Raw genomic sequence first — 17,709 nt, forward strand, 5'->3', positions numbered from 1 at the left:
CGTGCGGTTCATCGCGGCAGGGCGCCGATGGCGGGCAGGGTGTCGGCGACGCCGGTGGCCGGCGCGCTCGGGGCGGCCGGCGGTGGGGTGGCTCCGTCGTCCAGCGTGGCCCGGCGGCGCTGGCGCTTCAGGCCGGTGGCCGCGGCCGAGGCCAGCACCACCGCACCCAGCAGCACCTGGAAGAAGTAGGGCGAGACGCCCATCAGGTTCAGGCCGTTGCGCAGCACGGCCAGCAGCAGCACGCCCATCAGCACGCCGGCCACGGTGCCGCTGCCGCCGGTCAGGCTGGCGCCGCCGAGCACCGCCGCGGCCAGCACGAACAGCTCGCCGCCGACCATCGCGTTGGGCACCGCCTCACCGACGCGGTGGGCCTGCAGCAGGCCGGCCAGCGCGGCCATCAGGCCCAGGAAGCCGTAGGCGAAGCCCTGCAGTGCGCCGAGCGGCACGCCCATGCGGCGTGCGGCCTCGGGATTGCCGCCGAAGGCATGGATCTGGCGGCCGAGCGCACTGCGCTGCAGCAGCCAGGCGGTGGCGATGGCCACGGCCGCCAGCACCAGCGGCGGCAGCGTCAGCCGCACCGGATCGAGCTCGGGATCGCCGGCCACGGTGGCCCAGACGATGGCGTCGCTCCACCAGGCCGGCAGGTCGTAGACCGAGCGTCCGCCGGTGGCCCACATCAGCAGCGAGAAATAGAGGCTCATCGTCGAGATCGTGATGATGATCGACGTCGCCTGCAGGCGATGGATCAGCAGCGCGTTGAAGCCGCCCAGGCCGGCTCCGGCCAGCAGGCCGAGCGCCAGCGCCGCGGCCGGCGGCCAGCCCCAGGCCGTGGCCGCGCTGGCGGCCAGGTACTGGGCCACGCTGGCCGTGGCGGCGAACGAGATGTCGATGCCGCCGGCCACCAGCACCACCAGCAGGCCGAGCGCCATGATGGCCGTCACCGACGTGCCCTCGATCAGGTCGACCCAGTTGCCCAGACTCCAGAAATCAGGGGCCACGCTGCCGAACAGCAGTCCCATGGCCAGGATCACCGCGGCCAGCAGCGCGGCCGGGCTGCGCAGGGCCTGGTGCAGGACATCAGGCATAGACCGCCTCCTGGATGCGGGCCTCGTCGTCCCGACCGGGAACGAAGCTGCCGCACAGGCGACCGCCGCGCATGTGCAGCACGCGGTCGCAGTTGAAGTACACCTCGGGCACCTCGTCGGAGATCATCAGCACCGCCACGCCGCGTTCGGCCAGCGTGTGGACGATCTCGTAGATGCCCTGCTTGTTGCCCACGTCGACACCGACGGTGGGCGCGTCCAGGATCAGCAGCCGCGGCTCGGTGGCCAGCCATTTGGCCAGCACCACGCGCTGGGCATTGCCGCCGGACAGCGTCTGCACCGGCGCATCCAGCGCCGGGATCTTGATGCGCAGGCGCTCGCGCCAGTCGGCGGCCAGCGCCGCGCGCCGCGCGGGCGGTAGCCAGCCCAGCAGGCCCGAGAGCCGCGGCAGCACCGCCAGCACCAGGTTGTCCTGCACCGACTGGCGCATGTTCAGCCCGATCGACAGCCGGTCCTCCGACACATAGGCGATGCCGGCGTCGATGGCGGCCTGCGGGCTCCTCAGGTCGAGCGTGCGGCCGTCCAGCGTCACCGTGCCGGCATCGGGCGGCGCCATGCCGAACAGGCTGAGCGCCAGCTCGGTGCGGCCGGCGCCCAGCAGGCCGACCAGGCCCACCACCTCGCCCGGGCGGATGTCCAGATCGATGGCGGCGAACTCGCCGGCGCGGTGCAGGCCGCGCACCTGCAGCAGCGGCGGCCGCGGCGACAGGTCACGGGCCCGCACCTGCTGGGCGATCTCCAGGCCGGTCATCAGGGTGCCGAGCTTGCGGTCGTCCAGTTCGTGCGCCGGCCAGGTGCCCAGCTTGTGGCCGTCGCGCAGCACCGTCACCCGCTCGGCGATCTCGATCACCTCGTCGAGCTTGTGGCTGACGAAGACCACCGCGATGCCGTCGGCCTTCAGGCGCCGCACGACGTCGAGCAGCGCATCGACCTCGCTGCGCGTCAGCGAGGCGGTGGGCTCGTCCATGAACAGCAGCCGCGCCTGCGCCGCGATGCCGCGTGCGATCGCCACCAGCTGGCGGCTGGCGATCGGCAGCGTGCCCACCGCGGTGTCCAGCGGCAGGTCGACGCCCAGGCGCTGCAGCGCGCGGCGGGCCGTCTCGCGCTGGGCGGCCGGGCGGATGCGCCGGCCCCAGGCCGCCAGCCCCGCGCCCACCGCCTGGTCGAAGGCGATGTTCTCGGCCACCGACAGGTTGGGGAACAGCGCCAGATCCTGGTAGATGACCTGGATGCCGAGCGACTTCGACAGGGCCGGCGTCAGCCGCGCGATGCGCTGTCCGTCGATCTCGATGACGGCGCCGGCATCGGGCTGGTTGATGCCCGACAGCACCTTGATGGTGGTGCTCTTGCCGCTGCCGTTCTCGCCCATCAGGCAGTGCACCTCGCCCGGGCGCACGTCCCAGTCGAGGGCGTGCAGCGCGGTGGCGCCGCCGAAGCGCATCGTCACGCCGCGCAGGCGGACGAAGGGCACGCCGGCATCAGGATCGGCCGGGGCAGCGGCCAGCGGGGCCGGGTCGGCGCGCTCGGACATCGTCATCTCCGCAGGATCGGGGTCAGGCCGCGGGGCCGGTCGTCACAGGCCCATGCCGACCAGGGTGTCGATGGTCTGCTTGTTGATCGGCTCCAGCTTCTGGCCGCGGATGTTGCGCGTGGCCTTGTCCACCGCCACCTTGCCCAGGCCCGGGATCTCCATGCCGTCGGTCGGCTCCTTGCCGTCGATCAGCATCTTGCCCACGCGCACGATCACCTCACCGGCCAGCGACGGGTTCCAGATGAAGCCCTCGCGGATTGCGCCTTCCTTGATCAGCTTGGCGCCCTGGCCGGGCGAGAACGGGCCGACGACGGCGACCTTGCTGGTCTTCTTCGCGTCGAGCACGGCGCGGCCGGCGCCCACCGGGCCCTGGCTGCCGAAGGCCAGGATGCCCTTGAGATCGGCGTTGGCACGCATCAGGTCCTGCGTGGTGCGGATCGACTCGTCCAGGTTCTCGGCCACGCCGAAACGGTCGGACACCAGCTTCATCTTCGGGTACCTGGCCTTCTGGTAGGCGATGGCCGCGTCGGCCCAGGCGTTGTGCAGCGGCACCGTCAGCGAGCCCACGTACAGCGCGTACTTGCCCTCGCCGCCCATGGCCTTGGCCAGGCTTTCCATGTGGCGCTCGCCGAAGCCGGCGACGCTGGTCAGCTCGATGTTCCAGTCGGCGCCCTTCTGCTCGGGCGATTCATGGGTGATGACCTTGATGCCCGCGTCCTTGGCGCGCTTGAACACCGGCTCCAGCGCCTTGGCGTCGTTGGGCACCACGGCGATGACCTTGGCCTTGCGGGCGATCAGGTCCTCGACGGCACGCACCTGCTGGGCGGCATCGGCCTCGGTCGGGCCGATCATGTTCGACGGCGTCTTCAGCTCGGTGCCGGCCTTCTTGATGCCGGCCTCCATCGCGTTGAACCAGGGGATGCCGCCGATCTTGACGACCACCGAGATGTCCTCGGCGAAGGCCGTGGCGCTGGCGCCGACCAGGGCACAGGCGGCGAGTGCGCGGACGAGGGTCTTCGGGAACAGGTGAACCATGGAATGTCTCCTCAGGTCGGGCGTCTGCGGCCCGGATGGGTGCGTGGGCCCCGGGGCAGGGGCCGGGCATCGGCACGCGACATGGCCGCCCGGCCGACGGTCCTGGGCCGGCCGGTCTGCACACGATGCGCAATCGATTGCGCAGACTGTAGCGGCTCGATGGACGGCCTGCCGATCAGGGCAAACCCGCATCCGTCGCGTGGCCGCCGCGCCGCGCTGTCCGTCCGTATCCGACGGCTGGGCGGCCGCGTCACGGGGCGCTAGCATGGGGCCCGTCGTCCCCTGTCCGGACGGTGGCCGCCTGCCGCGGCGCCGACCGGCCCCGCGTCGTCCGTGGCCGCCCCACGGCCGGCCTGAACGCCTGTCTGACCGACCGCCCCGACCGTCCGTTGCGCCGTGACCCCGCCCGCCAAGCCTCCCGCCAAGCCGTCCACGATCTACGACCTCGCCGAGCGTGCCGGCACCTCGGCCTCGACCGTCAGTGCCATCCTCAACGGCAGCTGGCAGCAGCGGCGCATCAGCGCCGACACGGCCGCCCGCGTGCAGCAGCTCGCCGGCGAGCTGGGGTTCGCTGTCAACCGCCAGGCCAGCGGCCTGCGCCGCCAGCGCTCGGGCCTGATCGGCATGATGATCCCGACCCACGAGGACCGCTTCTTCGGCACCATGTCGCAGGCCTTCGAGCGCGAGGCGCGGGCGCGCGGCCTGTGCCCGGTGGTGGTCTCCACGCTGCGCGACGCGGCGCTCGAGGTGGAGACGGTGCGCACGCTGATCACCTGGCAGGTCGAACACCTGGTGGTCACCGGCGCCACCCAGCCCGACGCCATCAGCGAGGAATGCCGCCAGGCCGGCGTGCGCCACGTCAACGTCGACCTGCCGGGCCGCCGTGCGCCGTCGATCACCAGCGACAACCGCTGGGGCGCGGCCGAGCTGACACGCGCGCTGCAGGCCGGGCCGCCCGCCGCCACGCCGGGTGCGCGCGACGCGGTGTGGTTCCTGGGCGGCATCCGCGGCGAGTACGCGACCGAGCAACGCATCCTCGGCTTTCTGGAGGCGGAGGGCGATGCCGATGGCCGGGCCGATGGCGTCCCGGCTGCGGCTGTGCCCCGCGGCCGTACCGCCACGGCCAGGGCGGCCGCGGCCGCTGCCGTCAACGCCGACACCACCGCTGCCGCCACCCGGCCCGTGGCCCTTCCCGCCGCCCAGCGGGTGATCAGTTGCGGCTACAACCCCGACCAGGCCGCGCGCGCACTGGAGGACCTGTACGGCACGCTGGGCGGCCTGCCGCGCGCGCTGCTGCTGGCCTCGGCCGTCACGCTGGAGGGCGCGATCCGCTTCCTGCGCACGCTGCCCGATGCCGAGCTGGCCGCCTGCCGCTTCGGCAGCTACGACTGGGATCCGTATGCCACCGCGCTGCGCTTTCCGGTCCACATGGTGCGGCAGAACGTCGACGGCCTGATGGGCGAGGCCTTCCGCGTCATCGACGGCGCGGGCATCGGCGCCGGCGAGGTGGTGCAGGTGCGGCCGGAGCTGGTGCGGGCGGGCTGAGGGCCACGGCGGCGCACGGCCTTCGGCCCGGCCCTCACCTCAGCCACCGCTCGCGACCGTCCCTGACGGCTGGCGCCTCCGTTGCGTCGTTTCATCGCAGGGCCGTGGTCGCGCGCACGCGCCGCGCCGAGGATGCACACCGCGGACGCCCCCGTCGTCGCGTCCCGCCTGGAGCACCCTTCATGCACGCCGCATCCCCTTTCGCCTTGACCCTGGCCGTCCAGATCCACCTGACCTGCGCCGTCCTCGCGCTGCTGCTGGGCCCGCTGGCCCTGCTGGCGCGCAAGGGCAGCCCCGCCCATCGCGGCTGGGGCCGGATCTGGGTGGTGGCGATGGTGGGGGCTTCCCTGTCCGCGCTGGCCATCCGTGATCCGCGATGGGCGGCCACCGGGGGGCTGACCCCCATCCATCTGTTGTGCGTCGTCGCGCTCGTCGGCGTCGCCGCCGGGGTCCGCCTGGCACTGCGCGGACGCATCGTCGCTCACCGTCGGACGATGCTGCGCACCTGGGTGGGCGCCTGCGTGGTGGCCGGGGTGTTCGCCTTCGCGCCGGGCCGCTACCTGGGGGACCTGTTGTGGCACCATGGCCTGGGCCTGACCTGAGCGCGTTTGCCTGCACCCCGTCGAGATCGGCTGCACCCTGCCCCTGGGCCGCACATGTTCCTGTCCCTTGCTTCCGCGGTCTCCGCCCGTCATGACCGCCTGCCGCGCATCCTGCTGGGCACGCAGCTCATCTGCGGGTGCGTGACGGCCGCGCTGGCCGCGCTCGGCATGCCGTGGCCGGTCGCGCTGATCCATTCGCTGGCCATCGGCAATCTGTCGGCGCTGGCCATCCATGCTGGACGTTGGGGATGGGTGGCCTGGCAGTTGCGCGCCCGCCCCGGCCAGGCCGCGCCACAGCCCACGCTGGCGCAGCGCCAGGGCTGGCCGGGGCGCATCGCCATGGCCGTGGTGCTGGTCGTGGCGGTCGGGCTGGCCTATCCGCTGGGCGGCTGGATCGCCCGCCGTCTGCTCGGTCTGGCCGGTATCGCGGTCGAGCTCGGCCGCTTCGGCGGGCATGTCGCGCCGGGCGGTGGCGATCTGCACACCGGGGTCAGCCTGTTCGCCCTCTCGCTGCTGCCGTCGCTGGTGGGCACGCTGGTGTTCCGCGCCCGGGGCCGGCTGGCCGCGGCCGAGATGCGCGTGGCCGAGCTCGGCCGCCAGGCCGCCGAGGCCGAACTGCGTGCGCTGCAGAGCCAGCTGGAGCCGCACATGCTGTTCAACACGCTGGCCAACCTGCGGGCGCTGATCGCGCTCGATCCGCCCGAGGCCCAGCGCATGCTGGATCACCTGATCGCCTGGCTGCGCCGCAGCCTGAGCGCCAGCCGCCTCGCACAGCATCCGCTGGCCGACGAATTCGAGCACCTGCGGGACTACCTGGCGCTGATGGCGATGCGCATGGGCCCGCGCCTGCAGGTCCGGCTCGATCTGGCGCCCGATCTGGCTGCGCTGCCGCTGCCGCCGCTGCTGCTGCAGCCGCTGGTCGAGAACGCGATCCGCCACGGCCTGGAGCCGGCGCGCCGCGGCGGCCTGCTGCAGGTGCGGGTCTGGCGCGAGGCCGACGCCCTGATGCTGGAGGTGGCGGATTCCGGTGTCGGCCTGCCGGCCGCCGACGCGGCGCGGCCGCCGCCGGTGGGCACCGGCTTCGGCCTGCACCAGGTGCGTGAACGCCTGGCCACCCTGCACGGCTCGGCCGCCGCGCTGACGCTGGCGCCGCGCGACGGCGGCGGCACCGTGGCCCGCATCCGTCTGCCCTGGCCGGTGCCGGCCGTGGCCTGACCCGTCCTCCCGTCTCGCTACAGCCTTGCCATGACCGCCGCCCCGATCGCCCCCCGCCATGCCCCCACCGCCCTGATCGCCGAGGACGAGCCCCTGCTGGCCCGCGCGCTGCAGGCCGATCTGGCTGCCGTCTGGCCGCAGTTGCAGGTGCTGGCCCAGGCGCTGGACGGCGAGCAGGCGGTCGAGGACGCGCTGGCCCTGCGCCCGGACGTGCTCTTCCTCGACATCCGCATGCCCGGGCGCAGCGGCCTGGCGGCGGCCCAGGCCATCGTCGAGGACTGGCCCGACGGCGCGCCGCTGCCGCTCATCGTCTTCATTACCGCCTACGACGCCCACGCGCTGCAGGCCTTCGAGCTGGCCGCCGTCGACTATCTGCTGAAGCCGGCCCCGCGCGAGCGCCTGGCCCAGACCTGCGAGCGGCTGCGGCAGCGCCTGGTCCAGCGCCCGGCGCCCGCGAGTGCCGCCACCGCTGCCGCCGGTGCTGCCACCATCCCCACCACCACCGCGCACGACGAGGCCCTGCTGCTGCAGCGCCTGCGCCTGCTGCTGGCCCAGCCGGGCCTCCTGGCCGCGGCCCCGGTGCCCGCACCGGCGCTGTCGGCCGACGTGCCGGAGGCCATCCTCGCCCATGCCGGCCCCCGTGCGCCCGGCGCCGCGCCCTGGCTGAGCGTGATCCAGGCCGGCGTCGGCAGCGCGGTGGTGCTGGTGCCGATCGAGGACGTGCTGGTGTTCGAGGCGGCCGACAAGTACGTGCGCGTGCTGACGGCCGAGCGCGAGCTGCTGATCCGCATGCCGCTGCGCGAGCTGCTGCCGCAGCTCGATCCCGAGCGCTTCTGGCAGGTGCACCGTGGCACCGTGGTGCAGGCGCGCGAGATCGCCCAGGCGCTGCGCGACGAATCCGGCCGCATCACGCTGCAGTTGCGTCGGCGGCCCGAGCCCGTGGTCGTCAGCCGCCTCTACGCGGCCCGCTTCAAGGCGATGTGAGGGCCTCGGGCCGTGGCTGGGCCGACAGCGGCAGGCCGAACACGCGGTCGAAGGCCCAGTTGAAGACGTAGGTGTAGACGAGGAAGAACAGCAGCAGGCCGAAGTCCAGCACGAAGGCCTGCCACAGGCTGATGTCCAGCCACCAGGCGAAGGCCGGCACCAGCATCACCACCAGCCCGCCCTCGAAACCGAGGGCATGGGCGATGCGGCGCTTCAGGTTGCGCCCGCGCACCGGCTGGCGCGCCTCCCAACGCTCGAACAGATGGTTGAACACCACGTTCCAGCCCACCGCCACCGCCGACGAGAACACGCCGGCCACACCCGCCTGGGCCAGGCCGGCGCCCGAGCCGAAGGCCAGGCCCAGGCTGGTGAACATCACCGCGAACAGCTCGCACAGCGTGACGTAGACGATACGGCGGCGCACGCCCTGCAGGCCGCGTGACGGAGGATGGGGGACGGACATCCGGCGATTGTCGCGTCCGCCGCATGCCCCGGGGTCTCGGGGCCCATGGCCGGGGCTGTGGCCATGGTCGGGCCCGGTCCCGGGTCCGGCGGCCGCCGCCGCACCGTCCACCTCAGCGCGGCGCGCCCGGCACCTGCCCGTACAGCGGCGATCGCGGTCCGGGCAGCACGCCGGCCTGCCGCGGCGCACCGAGCAGCCGCTGCTGGGCGGTGGCCGCATAGCCGTAGGCCGCATCGGTGCTGGTGCCGATGATCTGCTTGAGCGCGGCGGCGATCAGCAGGCCGGCCAGTCCGCCTTGGTTCTGCTGCTGCTGTTCGGCGGAGCTGGCCTGGGCGCGGCCGCTCCACAGCAGGCTGCCATCGCGCAGGTCGACGATACGGCCTTCGACGTCGACGACGGTCTGGCTGTCGATCACGCTGTAGCTGGTGCCGTAGCGCAGCACCTTCAGGTAGACCGCCGCATCAGCCTGGAAGACCTCGCGCAGCTTGGGCACGGCGATCTCCTGGGCGTCGGCCGGCGTCTGCACACCGTTCTCGCGCAGCATCTCGTCGACCAGCGTGATCGGCAGCACGTAGTAGCCGGCCTCGGACAGCGGGGCCGTGGCATGCGCCCACACGGCCGGCGAGGCCTTGATGTCCGGCGCGTCCGAGACCGGCGGCATGACCAGCAGCGTGGCCGGCTTCGCGCGCTGGAAGGCCGTGTAGTCGTGGGGTTGGGGGGTGGCACAACCCGTCAGGGCGGCCGCGGCGATCAGCAGGGCCAGGCCGCTCAGGCGGCGTGCTGTCGGCAGGCAGGAGACCAGGGTCGCGGTCATGCGGGCTTGTGGTTCTGGGTCTGGTTCTGGTTCTGGATCCGGGCCTTGGGAGCCGCGCCGGCATCGAGCCGCTTGAGCAGCGTGTCCATCCAGGGCGTCGATTCCGGGAAGGCCACCTTCTCGGCCTGCCAGGCGGCACGGGCGGCGTCGGGCTGGCCGGCCGACAGGTAGGCCAGGCCGAGATGGGCCCGCAGTCCGGGCGGCAGGCGGCCATCGCTGGCACGGGCCTTCTCGGCCTGGGCTTCCAGCACCTCGATCTGGGCCTGCGGCGTGGCGCCCTCGCGCAGCAGCCATTCGTACTGCTGGCGCGGGAAGCTGCCCCACTGGTAGAGCGGCTTCGGGGCCTGTACGCAGCCGCCGAGGACGGCGAGCGCGCCCGTCAGCATCACCCCCGTCAGCGCCAGGCGCCGGACGGCGATCAGGCGGCCGGCATCGTTCAGCGCGCTCACGGACGGCTGCCCCAGGCGCCGCCGTCGCGGCCGGCCACCAGCTTGTCCACCGCCTCACGCAGGGCCAGGTCCAGCACCTTGCCGCTGAGCGTGGCGTCGTAGCCGGCGGTGCCGCCGAAGCCCAGCACCTCGCGGTTGGACAGCTGGTACTCGCCGGCGCCCTGCACCGAATACACGACCTCGGAGCTGACCGCGTCGATGATGTTCAGGGTGACCTTGGCATAGGCGATCTGCTGCTTGCCGCGGCCCAGCAGGCCGAACAGCTGGTGGTCGCCGACTTCCTTGCGGCCGAACTCGGTGATGTCACCGGTGACGACGAAAGGTGCGCCACGCAGCTGCTGCGCGCCGCCTTGCAGACGGGCTTCCTGCGCGGTCTCGGTCAGGTTGTCGCGGTCCTGCACGGCGAAGCGCTGCGACTGCTGCAGGTGGGCGACCAGCGCCGTCTTGCCCTGGTTGCCCAGACGGTCCACGCCGTCGGAGAACACGCCGCGCATGTAGCTCGAACGGTTGTCGAAGCGGCCGACGGTGACGCGCACGCGCGGGCCGGCATAACTGGTGGCGGCCGCCTGTACCTGGGGGGTGACGAGGCTGCGGGAACTCTCGGTGGCGCAGCCACCCAGCAGGCCCAGGCCGGTCAGGCCGCCGACGGTGGCCAGATGGCCCAGGAGCTGGCGACGGGAGGGCAGGGAACGGGCAGGGGACATGGTGGATGACGACAGGGGTGGAGAAGGCTTCAGACCTCAGGCCTGCTGACCGCAGGTCGGGGCGGTGCGGGTTGCCGGCGGACTGACCGCGCACTCTATCCGTCAGGCGCCGTGGCCGGGGGTGCAGATTCACGGGGGCCTCGGGGCATGCGGAGCGCTCGGGCCGCTGATCCGTGCCGGATGCCTCAGGGGGCGGGGTGGCGGTCCGGGGCGTCCGCGAGGACCAGGGCGTGGCCGCTGCGGTAGTGCCGTGGCCGACCATCCACCGGATCGTCGAAGCGGATCTCGCGTGCCATCAGCTGCAGCGGGCAGCGGAAGTCGGCGGCGGTCTCGGGCGTGTCCTCGGGCCAGAGCACCGGGTAGATGCGGTCGCCGATCAGCGGTGCGCCCATCGCCGCCATCTGTGCGCGCAGCTGGTGCTTGCGGCCGGTGATCGGATGCAGCCGGTAGTGGGCCAGCTCGGCCCCGGCATCGCCGCCGGCGGCTGCGGCCACGGCCGCGCCCCAGTGCGCACGGTCCGCGGCTGGCAGGGGGCCCAGGCGGCGCAACACGCTCACCTCGGTCCAGGCGTTGGGTTCACCGTCGACCGCCCGCATCTGCATCGAGCAGGTGGCCGAGGGCACCTCCTCCAGCCGGTGCGCGAGCGTGCGGCCGTCCAGCTCCGGCCGCCAGGGCGCGACGGCCTCGTAGGTCTTGTGCACCCGGCCCGGCGTGCGCAGCAGGCCATGGTAGGCGTCGCGCACCTCGGCGGCCACGATGACCAGCATCACGCCGGCGGTCTCGCGGTCCAGCCGGTGCATCGGCGACAGGGTCTCGATGCCGGTGCGGCGCTTGAGCTGCACCACCACCGTCTGCTGCAGATGGCGGCCGCCCGGGGCCACGCTCATGAAGTGCGGCTTGTCGACGGCCAGCAGGTGTGCGTCCTGCGCGAGGATGCGCAGTTCGCCGGGCAGCGGCGGTTCGGCGGGCACGGCGCGCCAGTACCACAGCACCTGGCCGGGGCGGCAGCGCTCGTCCGCCCGGACGGGCCGGCCTTCGGCGTCGAGCACGTCGCCGCGGGCCAGGCGCGCGGCCCAGTCGTCGACGCGTGGCAGGCGGCCGTGCAGGAAGTCGAGCACCGTCGTGCCGTGGCCGCTGGCCATGGCCACGCGGCTCGGGCTGACGCCTTCGCGCATCGGCGGGCACCAGAGCGGGCGCGGGCGGCTCATCGCGGCGGGCGCCGGTGGCGGGCCATGGCGGCGCGTGTGTCCAGCCGCTCAGGCATGGCCGTCGTCCTGCGGGGCTGACGGCCCGGCGACGGCCGCATCCAGCCGCAGCGCGCGCTCCAGCCGCCAGGCCTCATCCGGTCGGCGTGGGTCGTAGACCTCCTGCGGCCGGCGGCCGGTCTCGCGCAGCCGGCTGTCGAGCGCGATGCGGCGGTCGAAGACGAAGCACTCGCCCTGCCAGTCGCGGTCGGCGTCGGGCAGGCTCTGGCAGTAGTTCAGGATGCCGCCGTCGAGCTGCCAGACGGTCAGACCGAGGCTGCGCAGCCAGGGCGCGGTCTTGTCGCAGCGGATGCCGCCGGTGCAGTACATGGCCACGGCCTTGCCGTCGGCCCGCCAGCGTGGGGCCGCATCGCTCAACGCCGCCTGGAAGTCGCGGAAACTGGCCACCTGAGGGTCCAACGCACCGGCGAAGCGGCCGAGCCGGAACTCGAAATGGTTGCGGTTGTCCAGCAGCACCACGTCGTCGCGCTGCATCAGCGTGCGCCAGTCCTGCGGCGACAGGTGGCTGTCGTCCTGCTCGTCCGGCGGGGGCAGTCCGGCCGCGTCGACGTCGTGCAAGGGTCCGAGGGCGACGATCTCGGGCTTGACGCCGACCTTCAGCCGCGCGAACGGCGGCTGCTGGCAGGCGCTGTGCTTGAAGACCAGGCCCTGCAGGGCCTGCGCGTGCCAGCCCAGCGCGGCGCCACCGGCGCACAGGCCGGCCTCGAAGGCCTGCACCGCCTGTGGCGAGCCGGCCACCGCGCCGTTCAGGCCCTCGCGGGCCAGCAGGATGGCGCCGAGCACGCCGCAGGCCTCGCCCAGGCGCCGCAGCGCGGCGGCGCTGGCCATCGGGTCGGCCAGCGGCACGAAGCGGTAGAAGGCGCTGTGCACCTGGGTCGGGGCCGGCCGGCTGGACGGTGCTGGCGGGGCCGACAGGGCACTGTGGAGGTCCGTGGCACCGGACAGGGCAGGGGAGGGACGGAAGCCGGGCATGGACCGATTGTCGGACCAGTTGTCAGGCCTGGCTCTTGCTTGACTTCGGGCGAGGACCCGCCCCGGCCCCCCGGATCGGGTTTCCCCCGCCTGCGGGTCCGGTCGAGGTGTCCCGGTGACTTCTGTCGCACCATCGTCCGGACCGCCACGGCAGGATGCAGGCCATGCGGTGGCTCCCGGCCTTCGGGGGCCTTGTCTGTCGGAAAGGAGAGTGCGCCATGGTGCCCGAACCCCTGTCACTCGACACGTTGCAGCGGCGCAGCCGCCTCACCGTGATGGATCTGGTCGTCAGTCTGGGCGGCGCGATCGCGCTGGTCGGTGGCGTGCTGCTGGTCGTCAGCTGGCTGCTCGGCCGCGGCTGATCTCCAGCCGCCGGATGAGACGGGCCCCGGCGTCCGCCCGGGGTCCGTGCGTGCGTGGCCTTAGCATCGGTGCCCCGGCCGGCTCACCGAGGCGGGTGACCTGTCCTGGCGGCCCTGCGTCGTGCGGCGGCTGCCCGCACGCACGATCGGGCGTCCGGTGTGCGACGGGCGCCATCGCGGTGCGCGGCTTCTTGTCCGCTGTTGCGCCGCCATGACCGCTCCCCAGGATTCCGCCTCTCCGTCGCCCGTTGCCGCCCATCCGCCGCTGATCGCCACCACGGCCGGCCCCGCGCCGCGGCGCCTGCTGCCGCTGCTGTCCGCCCTGGTGCTGGGCGCGGGCCTGGGCGCCGGTCTGGTCTGGGCGTTGCGCCCGGCGGCCGGCAGCGGCGATGCGGCGGCGTCGGCCGTGCCGCCGGCCGGCGCGGTGGCCGGCGCGGTGGCCTCGGCGCCGGCCGGTCGTCCGGCGCTCAGCGTGGCCCTGGTCGAGGCCCGGCCCGCCGAGCTGTCGCGCGAGCTGGCGGCCGAGGGCGACGTCGTGGCCTGGCAGGAGGCCAGCCTCGGCCCCGAGACCGGCGGGCTGCGCGTGCTGGCCGTCGAGGTCGAGGCCGGTGACCGCGTGCGCCGTGGCCAGATCCTGGTGCGCTTCGACGATGCGCTGCTGCAGGCCGAGACGCGCCAGCTCCGCGCGGCGGTGGCCGAGGCCGGGGCCGCGCTGGCCTCGGCCGCCGCCGAGGCCCGTCGCGCCCGCCAGCTGCAGCCCCAGGGCGCGCTCAGCGCCCAGCAGACCGAGCAGCTGCTGGCCGCCGAGGCCGCGGCCCAGGCCCGGCTGGAGGCCCAGCGGGCGGCGCTGGCCACCCACGAACTGCGGCTGGCGCGCAGCGCGCTGCGCGCCCCCGATGACGGCGTGATCGCCGCCCGCAGCGCCCAGGCGGCGCCGGGCGCGGTGGTGCCGGCCGGCCAGGAACTGTTCCGCCTGATCCGCCAGGGCCGTCTGGAGTGGCGCGCCCAGGTGGCCGCCGAGGCCTTGCCGGCCCTGCAGGCCGGCCAGCGCGTGCGCCTGGACGGGCCGCAGGGCCGGGTGCTCGACGGCCGCGTGCTGCGCGTGGCGCCGACCATCGACAAGGCCACCCGCGATGGCCGGGTCGATGTCGCCCTGCCGGCCGACGCCGCCCTGCGCCCGGGGCTCTTCCTGCGGGGTCGGATCGTGCTGGGGCAGGCCGCCGGCCTGGTGCTGCCGCAGACCGCCGTGCTGCTGCGCGACGGCCACAGCCTGGTCCACGTGGTCGGTGCCGACCAGCGCGTGCAGGAGCGCCGTGTGCGCACCGGCCGCCGCGAGGGCGAGCGCATCGAGGTCGTCGAGGGCCTGCGGCCGGGCGAGGCCGTGGTCGCCGCCGGCGGCAGCTTCCTCAGCGATGGCGACCGCGTGCGGGTGGTGCCCGCTGTCTCGGCGGCGGCGGCGGTGCCGTCCGCCTCCGGCGTCCCGGCCGCCGTGGCTGCGGCATCCGCCGCCGCCTCGCGCTGAGCCCCGGCCGGAGTCCGCACCATGTTCAACGTCTCCGCCTGGTCCATCCGCAATCCGGTGCCGGCCATCCTGCTGTTCGTGCTGTTGACGCTGGCCGGTCTGGCCGGCTTCCGCGCGATGAAGGTGCAGAACTTCCCCGACATCGACCTGCCCACCATCACCGTCTCGGCCAGCCTGCCGGGTGCCGCGCCCGCACAGATGGAGACCGAGGTCGCGCGCCGGATCGAGAACGCGATCGCCACGCTGCAGGGCCTCAAGCACATCCGCACCACGGTGCAGGACGGCAGCGCCACCGTCATCGCCGAGTTCCGCCTCGAAAAGCCCACGCAGGAGGCGCTGGACGACGTGCGTGACGCCATCTCGCGCGTGCGCGGCGACCTGCCGGCCGATCTGCGCGACCCGGTGGTCACGCGGATGAACCTCGCGTCCTCGCCGATCCTGACCTACACCATCGCCTCGTCGCGGCTGGACGACGAGGGTCTGAGCTGGTTCGTCGACGACACCGTGACCCGCCAGCTGCTGGCGGTGCGCGGGGTCGGTGCGGTCAGCCGGGTCGGTGGCGTCAGCCGGCAGGTGCAGGTCGAGCTCGATCCGCTGCGCCTGCTGGCGCTGCAGGTCAGCGCGGCCGACATCTCGCGCCAGCTGCGCCAGGTGCAGCAGGAGGCGCCGGGCGGCCAGGCCCGCATCGCCGGTGGCGAGCAGGCGGTGCGCACCATCGCCACCGTGCGTTCGGCCGAGGAGCTGGCCGCGCTGCAGATCCCGCTGAGCGACGGCCGCACCGTGCGTCTGGCCGAGGTCGCCCGCGTGCGCGACACCGTGGCCGAGCCACGCAGCGCGGCCTGGCTCGACGGCCGGCCGGTGGTCGGCTTCGAGATCACGCGCGCGCTGGGTGCCGGCGAGGTCGAGGTCGCCGAGGGCGTGCGCGCCGCGCTGCGCACGCTGCAGGCCGCCCATCCCGACATCCGGCTCGACGAGGCCTTCAACTTCGTCGAGCCGGTGCAGGAGAACTTCGACGGCTCGATGAAGCTGCTCTACGAGGGCGCGCTGCTGGCGGTGCTGGTGGTCTGGCTGTTCCTGCGCGATGCGCGGGCGACCTTCGTCGCCGCCACCGCGCTGCCGCTCAGCGTGATCCCCACTTTCGCCGTCATGCACCTGGGCGGCTTCACGATGAACGTGGTCACGCTGCTGAGCCTGTCGCTGGTGGTCGGCATCCTGGTCGACGACGCCATCGTCGAGATCGAGAACATCATGCGCCACCTGCAGCAAGGCAAGACCCCGCTGCAGGCCGCGACCGAGGCCGCCGACGAGATCGGCCTGGCCGTCATCGCCACCACCTTCACGCTGATCGCGGTCTTCCTGCCGACGGCCTTCATGTCGGGTGTGGCCGGCAAGTTCTTCGTCCAGTTCGGCTGGACGGCGGCCATCGCGGTGTTCTTCTCGCTGGTGGTCGCGCGCCTGCTGACGCCGATGATGGCCGCCCACCTGCTGCGCCCGCCGCGCCGCATCCGGCCCGAGCCACGCTGGCTGGACACGGTCGTGGCCTGGGCCGGCGCCTGCCTGCGCCACCGCGTGCTGACGCTGCTGGCCACGCTGGTCTTCTTCGTCGGCAGCTTCGCCCTGGTGCCGCTGCTGCCCACCGGCTTCATCCCGCCCGATGACCTGAGCCAGACCCAGGTGCGGCTGACGCTGGCGCCCGGCAGCACGCTGGCGCAGACCCGGGCCGTGGCCGAGCAGGCCCTGGCCGTGGTGCGGCGCGATGCCGATGTGCGTCTGGTCTACACCGCGATCGGCGGGGGCAGCACCGGCTCGGACCCATTCGCGATGGGCCCGTCGGCCGAGGTGCGCGAGGCGACGCTGACGATCAACCTGACCCACCGCAGCCAGCGCCCGGGCCTGAGCAAGCAGGCCATCGAGGCCCGTCTGCGCACCGCGCTGGAGGCGGTGCCCGGCGCCCGCGTGACGGTCGGCTTCGGCGGTTCGTCCGAGAAGTACATGCTGGTGCTGTCCGGCGATGACGGGCGTGTGCTGGCCACCCATGCCGCGCAGGTGGAACGTGAACTGCGGGGCATTCCGGGCATCGGCGGCGTCACCTCCAGTGCCAGTCTGGTGCGGCCGGAGCTGGTGGTGCGGCCGGACACCGCCCGCGCCGCCGATCTGGGCGTGAGCACGGCGGCCATCGCCGACACGCTGCGCGTGGCCACCGCCGGCGACTACGACCAGGCCCTGCCCAAGCTCAACCTGGCCCAGCGCCAGGTGCCGGTGCTGGTGCGCCTGCCGGAGTCCGCCCGCGGCGATCTGGCGCTGCTGCAGCGGCTGCCGGTGCCCGGCAGCCACGGGCCGGTGCCGCTGGGCAATGTCGCCACCCTGTCGCTCGATGGCGGGCCGGCGCAGATCGGCCGTTATGACCGCCGCCGCAACGTCACCTTCGAGGTCGAGCTCAACCAGCAGCCGCTGGGCGCGGTCGAGCAGCTGGCGCTGGCGCTGCCTTCGGTGCGCGCGCTGCCGCCGGGCGTCGCCATCACCGCCGTCGGCGATGCCGAGGCCATGGGCGAGCTGTTCACCGGCTTCCTGCTGGCCATGGGCGCCGGTGTGCTGTGCATCCACATGGTGCTGGTGCTGCTGTTCAAGAGCTTCATCCAGCCGCTGACCATCCTCGGCGCGCTGGTGCTGTCGGTGCCCGGCGCCTTCCTGGCGCTGTTCGCCACCGGCAGCGCCTTGTCCATGCCGTCGATGATCGGCCTGATCATGCTGATGGGCATCGCCACCAAGAACTCCATCCTGCTGGTCGACTACGTGATCCTCGCGCGGCGCGACCACGGCCTGTCGCGCCACGAGGCCATCCTGGACGCCTGCCGCAAGCGCGCGCGGCCGATCGTGATGACCACGCTGGCCATGGGCGTGGGCATGCTGCCGATCGCCCTCGGCATCGGCGTCGATCCCAGCTTCCGCGCGCCGATGGCCATCGTCGTCATCGGCGGGTTGATCACCTCGACCTTCCTCAGCCTGCTGGTGATTCCGGTGCTCTACACGCTGGTCGATGATCTGGTGGGCCTGGGGCGGCGCGTGCGTCGCCGATCGGACGCGGTCGCTGGCTGACGCGGGTCTGCCCCTGTGGTCAGCCATCGGGCCGCTGGTTTACCATG

General features: G+C 73.6%; 16 protein-coding genes. 7 read left to right on the forward strand and 9 right to left on the reverse strand.

Annotated elements, in window-relative coordinates; translation table 11 throughout:
• Positions 1–8: 8 nt before the first annotated feature.
• The 3 genes from AACH11_RS16475 to AACH11_RS16485 form a co-directional block, all read right to left on the reverse strand.
• A complete protein-coding gene (locus AACH11_RS16475) occupies positions 9–1,085 on the reverse strand; it encodes an ABC transporter permease (RefSeq protein WP_341375344.1) in 1,077 nt (358 codons plus the stop codon).
• Positions 1,078–2,544, reverse strand: a complete 1,467-nt coding sequence (locus AACH11_RS16480) for a sugar ABC transporter ATP-binding protein (RefSeq protein WP_423228767.1) — start codon at positions 2,542–2,544, stop codon at positions 1,078–1,080. Before AACH11_RS16480 ends, AACH11_RS16475 begins: the two co-directional genes overlap by 8 nt.
• 132 nt (positions 2,545–2,676) lie before the next feature.
• Positions 2,677–3,669 (reverse strand): substrate-binding domain-containing protein, encoded by a 993-nt coding sequence (locus AACH11_RS16485; protein WP_341375346.1) that lies wholly within the window; start codon positions 3,667–3,669, stop codon positions 2,677–2,679.
• 396 nt (positions 3,670–4,065) lie between these two features.
• Here AACH11_RS16485 and AACH11_RS16490 point away from each other — a divergent pair, with 396 nt between their 5' ends.
• The 4 genes from AACH11_RS16490 (at position 4,066) to AACH11_RS16505 (ending at position 8,015) form a co-directional block, all read left to right on the forward strand.
• Positions 4,066–5,214: a LacI family DNA-binding transcriptional regulator gene (locus AACH11_RS16490; RefSeq protein WP_341375347.1), complete on the forward strand. Its 1,149-nt coding sequence runs from the start codon at positions 4,066–4,068 to the stop codon at positions 5,212–5,214.
• A gap of 182 nt (positions 5,215–5,396) precedes the next feature.
• Positions 5,397–5,816, forward strand: a complete 420-nt coding sequence (locus AACH11_RS16495; RefSeq protein ID WP_341375348.1) for a DUF2306 domain-containing protein — start codon at positions 5,397–5,399, stop codon at positions 5,814–5,816.
• A 54-nt stretch (positions 5,817–5,870) separates the two neighbouring features.
• Positions 5,871–7,031: a sensor histidine kinase gene (locus AACH11_RS16500; protein ID WP_341375349.1), complete on the forward strand. Its 1,161-nt coding sequence runs from the start codon at positions 5,871–5,873 to the stop codon at positions 7,029–7,031.
• A 30-nt stretch (positions 7,032–7,061) separates the two neighbouring features.
• Positions 7,062–8,015 carry a LytR/AlgR family response regulator transcription factor gene (locus tag AACH11_RS16505; RefSeq protein WP_341375350.1) on the forward strand — a complete coding sequence of 318 codons (954 nt, stop codon included), beginning with the start codon at positions 7,062–7,064 and terminating at the stop codon, positions 8,013–8,015.
• Here the strand turns inward: AACH11_RS16505 and AACH11_RS16510 are convergent.
• The 6 genes from AACH11_RS16510 to trhO all read right to left on the reverse strand — a co-directional run bounded on the left by AACH11_RS16510 (position 8,002) and on the right by trhO (position 12,682).
• The gene (locus AACH11_RS16510; RefSeq protein ID WP_341375441.1) at positions 8,002–8,448 is read right to left on the reverse strand and encodes a PACE efflux transporter; all 447 of its coding nucleotides are present in this window, start codon (positions 8,446–8,448) and stop codon (positions 8,002–8,004) included. The genes AACH11_RS16505 and AACH11_RS16510 overlap by 14 nt on opposite strands.
• 142 nt (positions 8,449–8,590) lie before the next feature.
• Positions 8,591–9,292 carry a DUF799 domain-containing protein gene (locus AACH11_RS16515; protein WP_341375351.1) on the reverse strand — a complete coding sequence of 234 codons (702 nt, stop codon included), beginning with the start codon at positions 9,290–9,292 and terminating at the stop codon, positions 8,591–8,593.
• Positions 9,289–9,741 carry a DUF4810 domain-containing protein gene (locus AACH11_RS16520; protein ID WP_341375352.1) on the reverse strand — a complete coding sequence of 151 codons (453 nt, stop codon included), beginning with the start codon at positions 9,739–9,741 and terminating at the stop codon, positions 9,289–9,291. The genes AACH11_RS16515 and AACH11_RS16520 overlap by 4 nt, the downstream gene beginning before the upstream one ends.
• Positions 9,738–10,445, reverse strand: a complete 708-nt coding sequence (locus AACH11_RS16525) for a CsgG/HfaB family protein (RefSeq protein WP_341375353.1) — start codon at positions 10,443–10,445, stop codon at positions 9,738–9,740. Before AACH11_RS16525 ends, AACH11_RS16520 begins: the two co-directional genes overlap by 4 nt.
• A gap of 185 nt (positions 10,446–10,630) precedes the next feature.
• Positions 10,631–11,653, reverse strand: a complete 1,023-nt coding sequence (locus AACH11_RS16530) for a pseudouridine synthase (RefSeq protein ID WP_341375354.1) — start codon at positions 11,651–11,653, stop codon at positions 10,631–10,633.
• A gap of 48 nt (positions 11,654–11,701) precedes the next feature.
• Entirely contained in the window at positions 11,702–12,682 is a 981-nt protein-coding gene (gene trhO / locus AACH11_RS16535; RefSeq protein ID WP_341375355.1) for an oxygen-dependent tRNA uridine(34) hydroxylase TrhO, read from the reverse strand.
• Positions 12,683–12,900: 218 nt separating this feature from the next.
• Here trhO and AACH11_RS16540 point away from each other — a divergent pair, with 218 nt between their 5' ends.
• The 3 genes from AACH11_RS16540 to AACH11_RS16550 all read left to right on the forward strand — a co-directional run bounded on the left by AACH11_RS16540 (position 12,901) and on the right by AACH11_RS16550 (position 17,662).
• Positions 12,901–13,044 (forward strand): hypothetical protein, encoded by a 144-nt coding sequence (locus AACH11_RS16540; protein ID WP_341375356.1) that lies wholly within the window; start codon positions 12,901–12,903, stop codon positions 13,042–13,044.
• A gap of 211 nt (positions 13,045–13,255) precedes the next feature.
• Entirely contained in the window at positions 13,256–14,566 is a 1,311-nt protein-coding gene (locus AACH11_RS16545) for an efflux RND transporter periplasmic adaptor subunit (protein ID WP_341375357.1), read from the forward strand.
• A gap of 21 nt (positions 14,567–14,587) precedes the next feature.
• Positions 14,588–17,662, forward strand: coding sequence for an efflux RND transporter permease subunit (locus AACH11_RS16550; protein WP_341375358.1), 3,075 nt, complete (start codon positions 14,588–14,590; stop codon positions 17,660–17,662).
• Positions 17,663–17,709: the final 47 nt, after the last annotated feature.

This window comes from Pseudaquabacterium rugosum, assembly GCF_038066575.1.
GTDB classification, from domain to species: Bacteria; Pseudomonadota; Gammaproteobacteria; order Burkholderiales; family Burkholderiaceae_C; genus Pseudaquabacterium; species Pseudaquabacterium rugosum.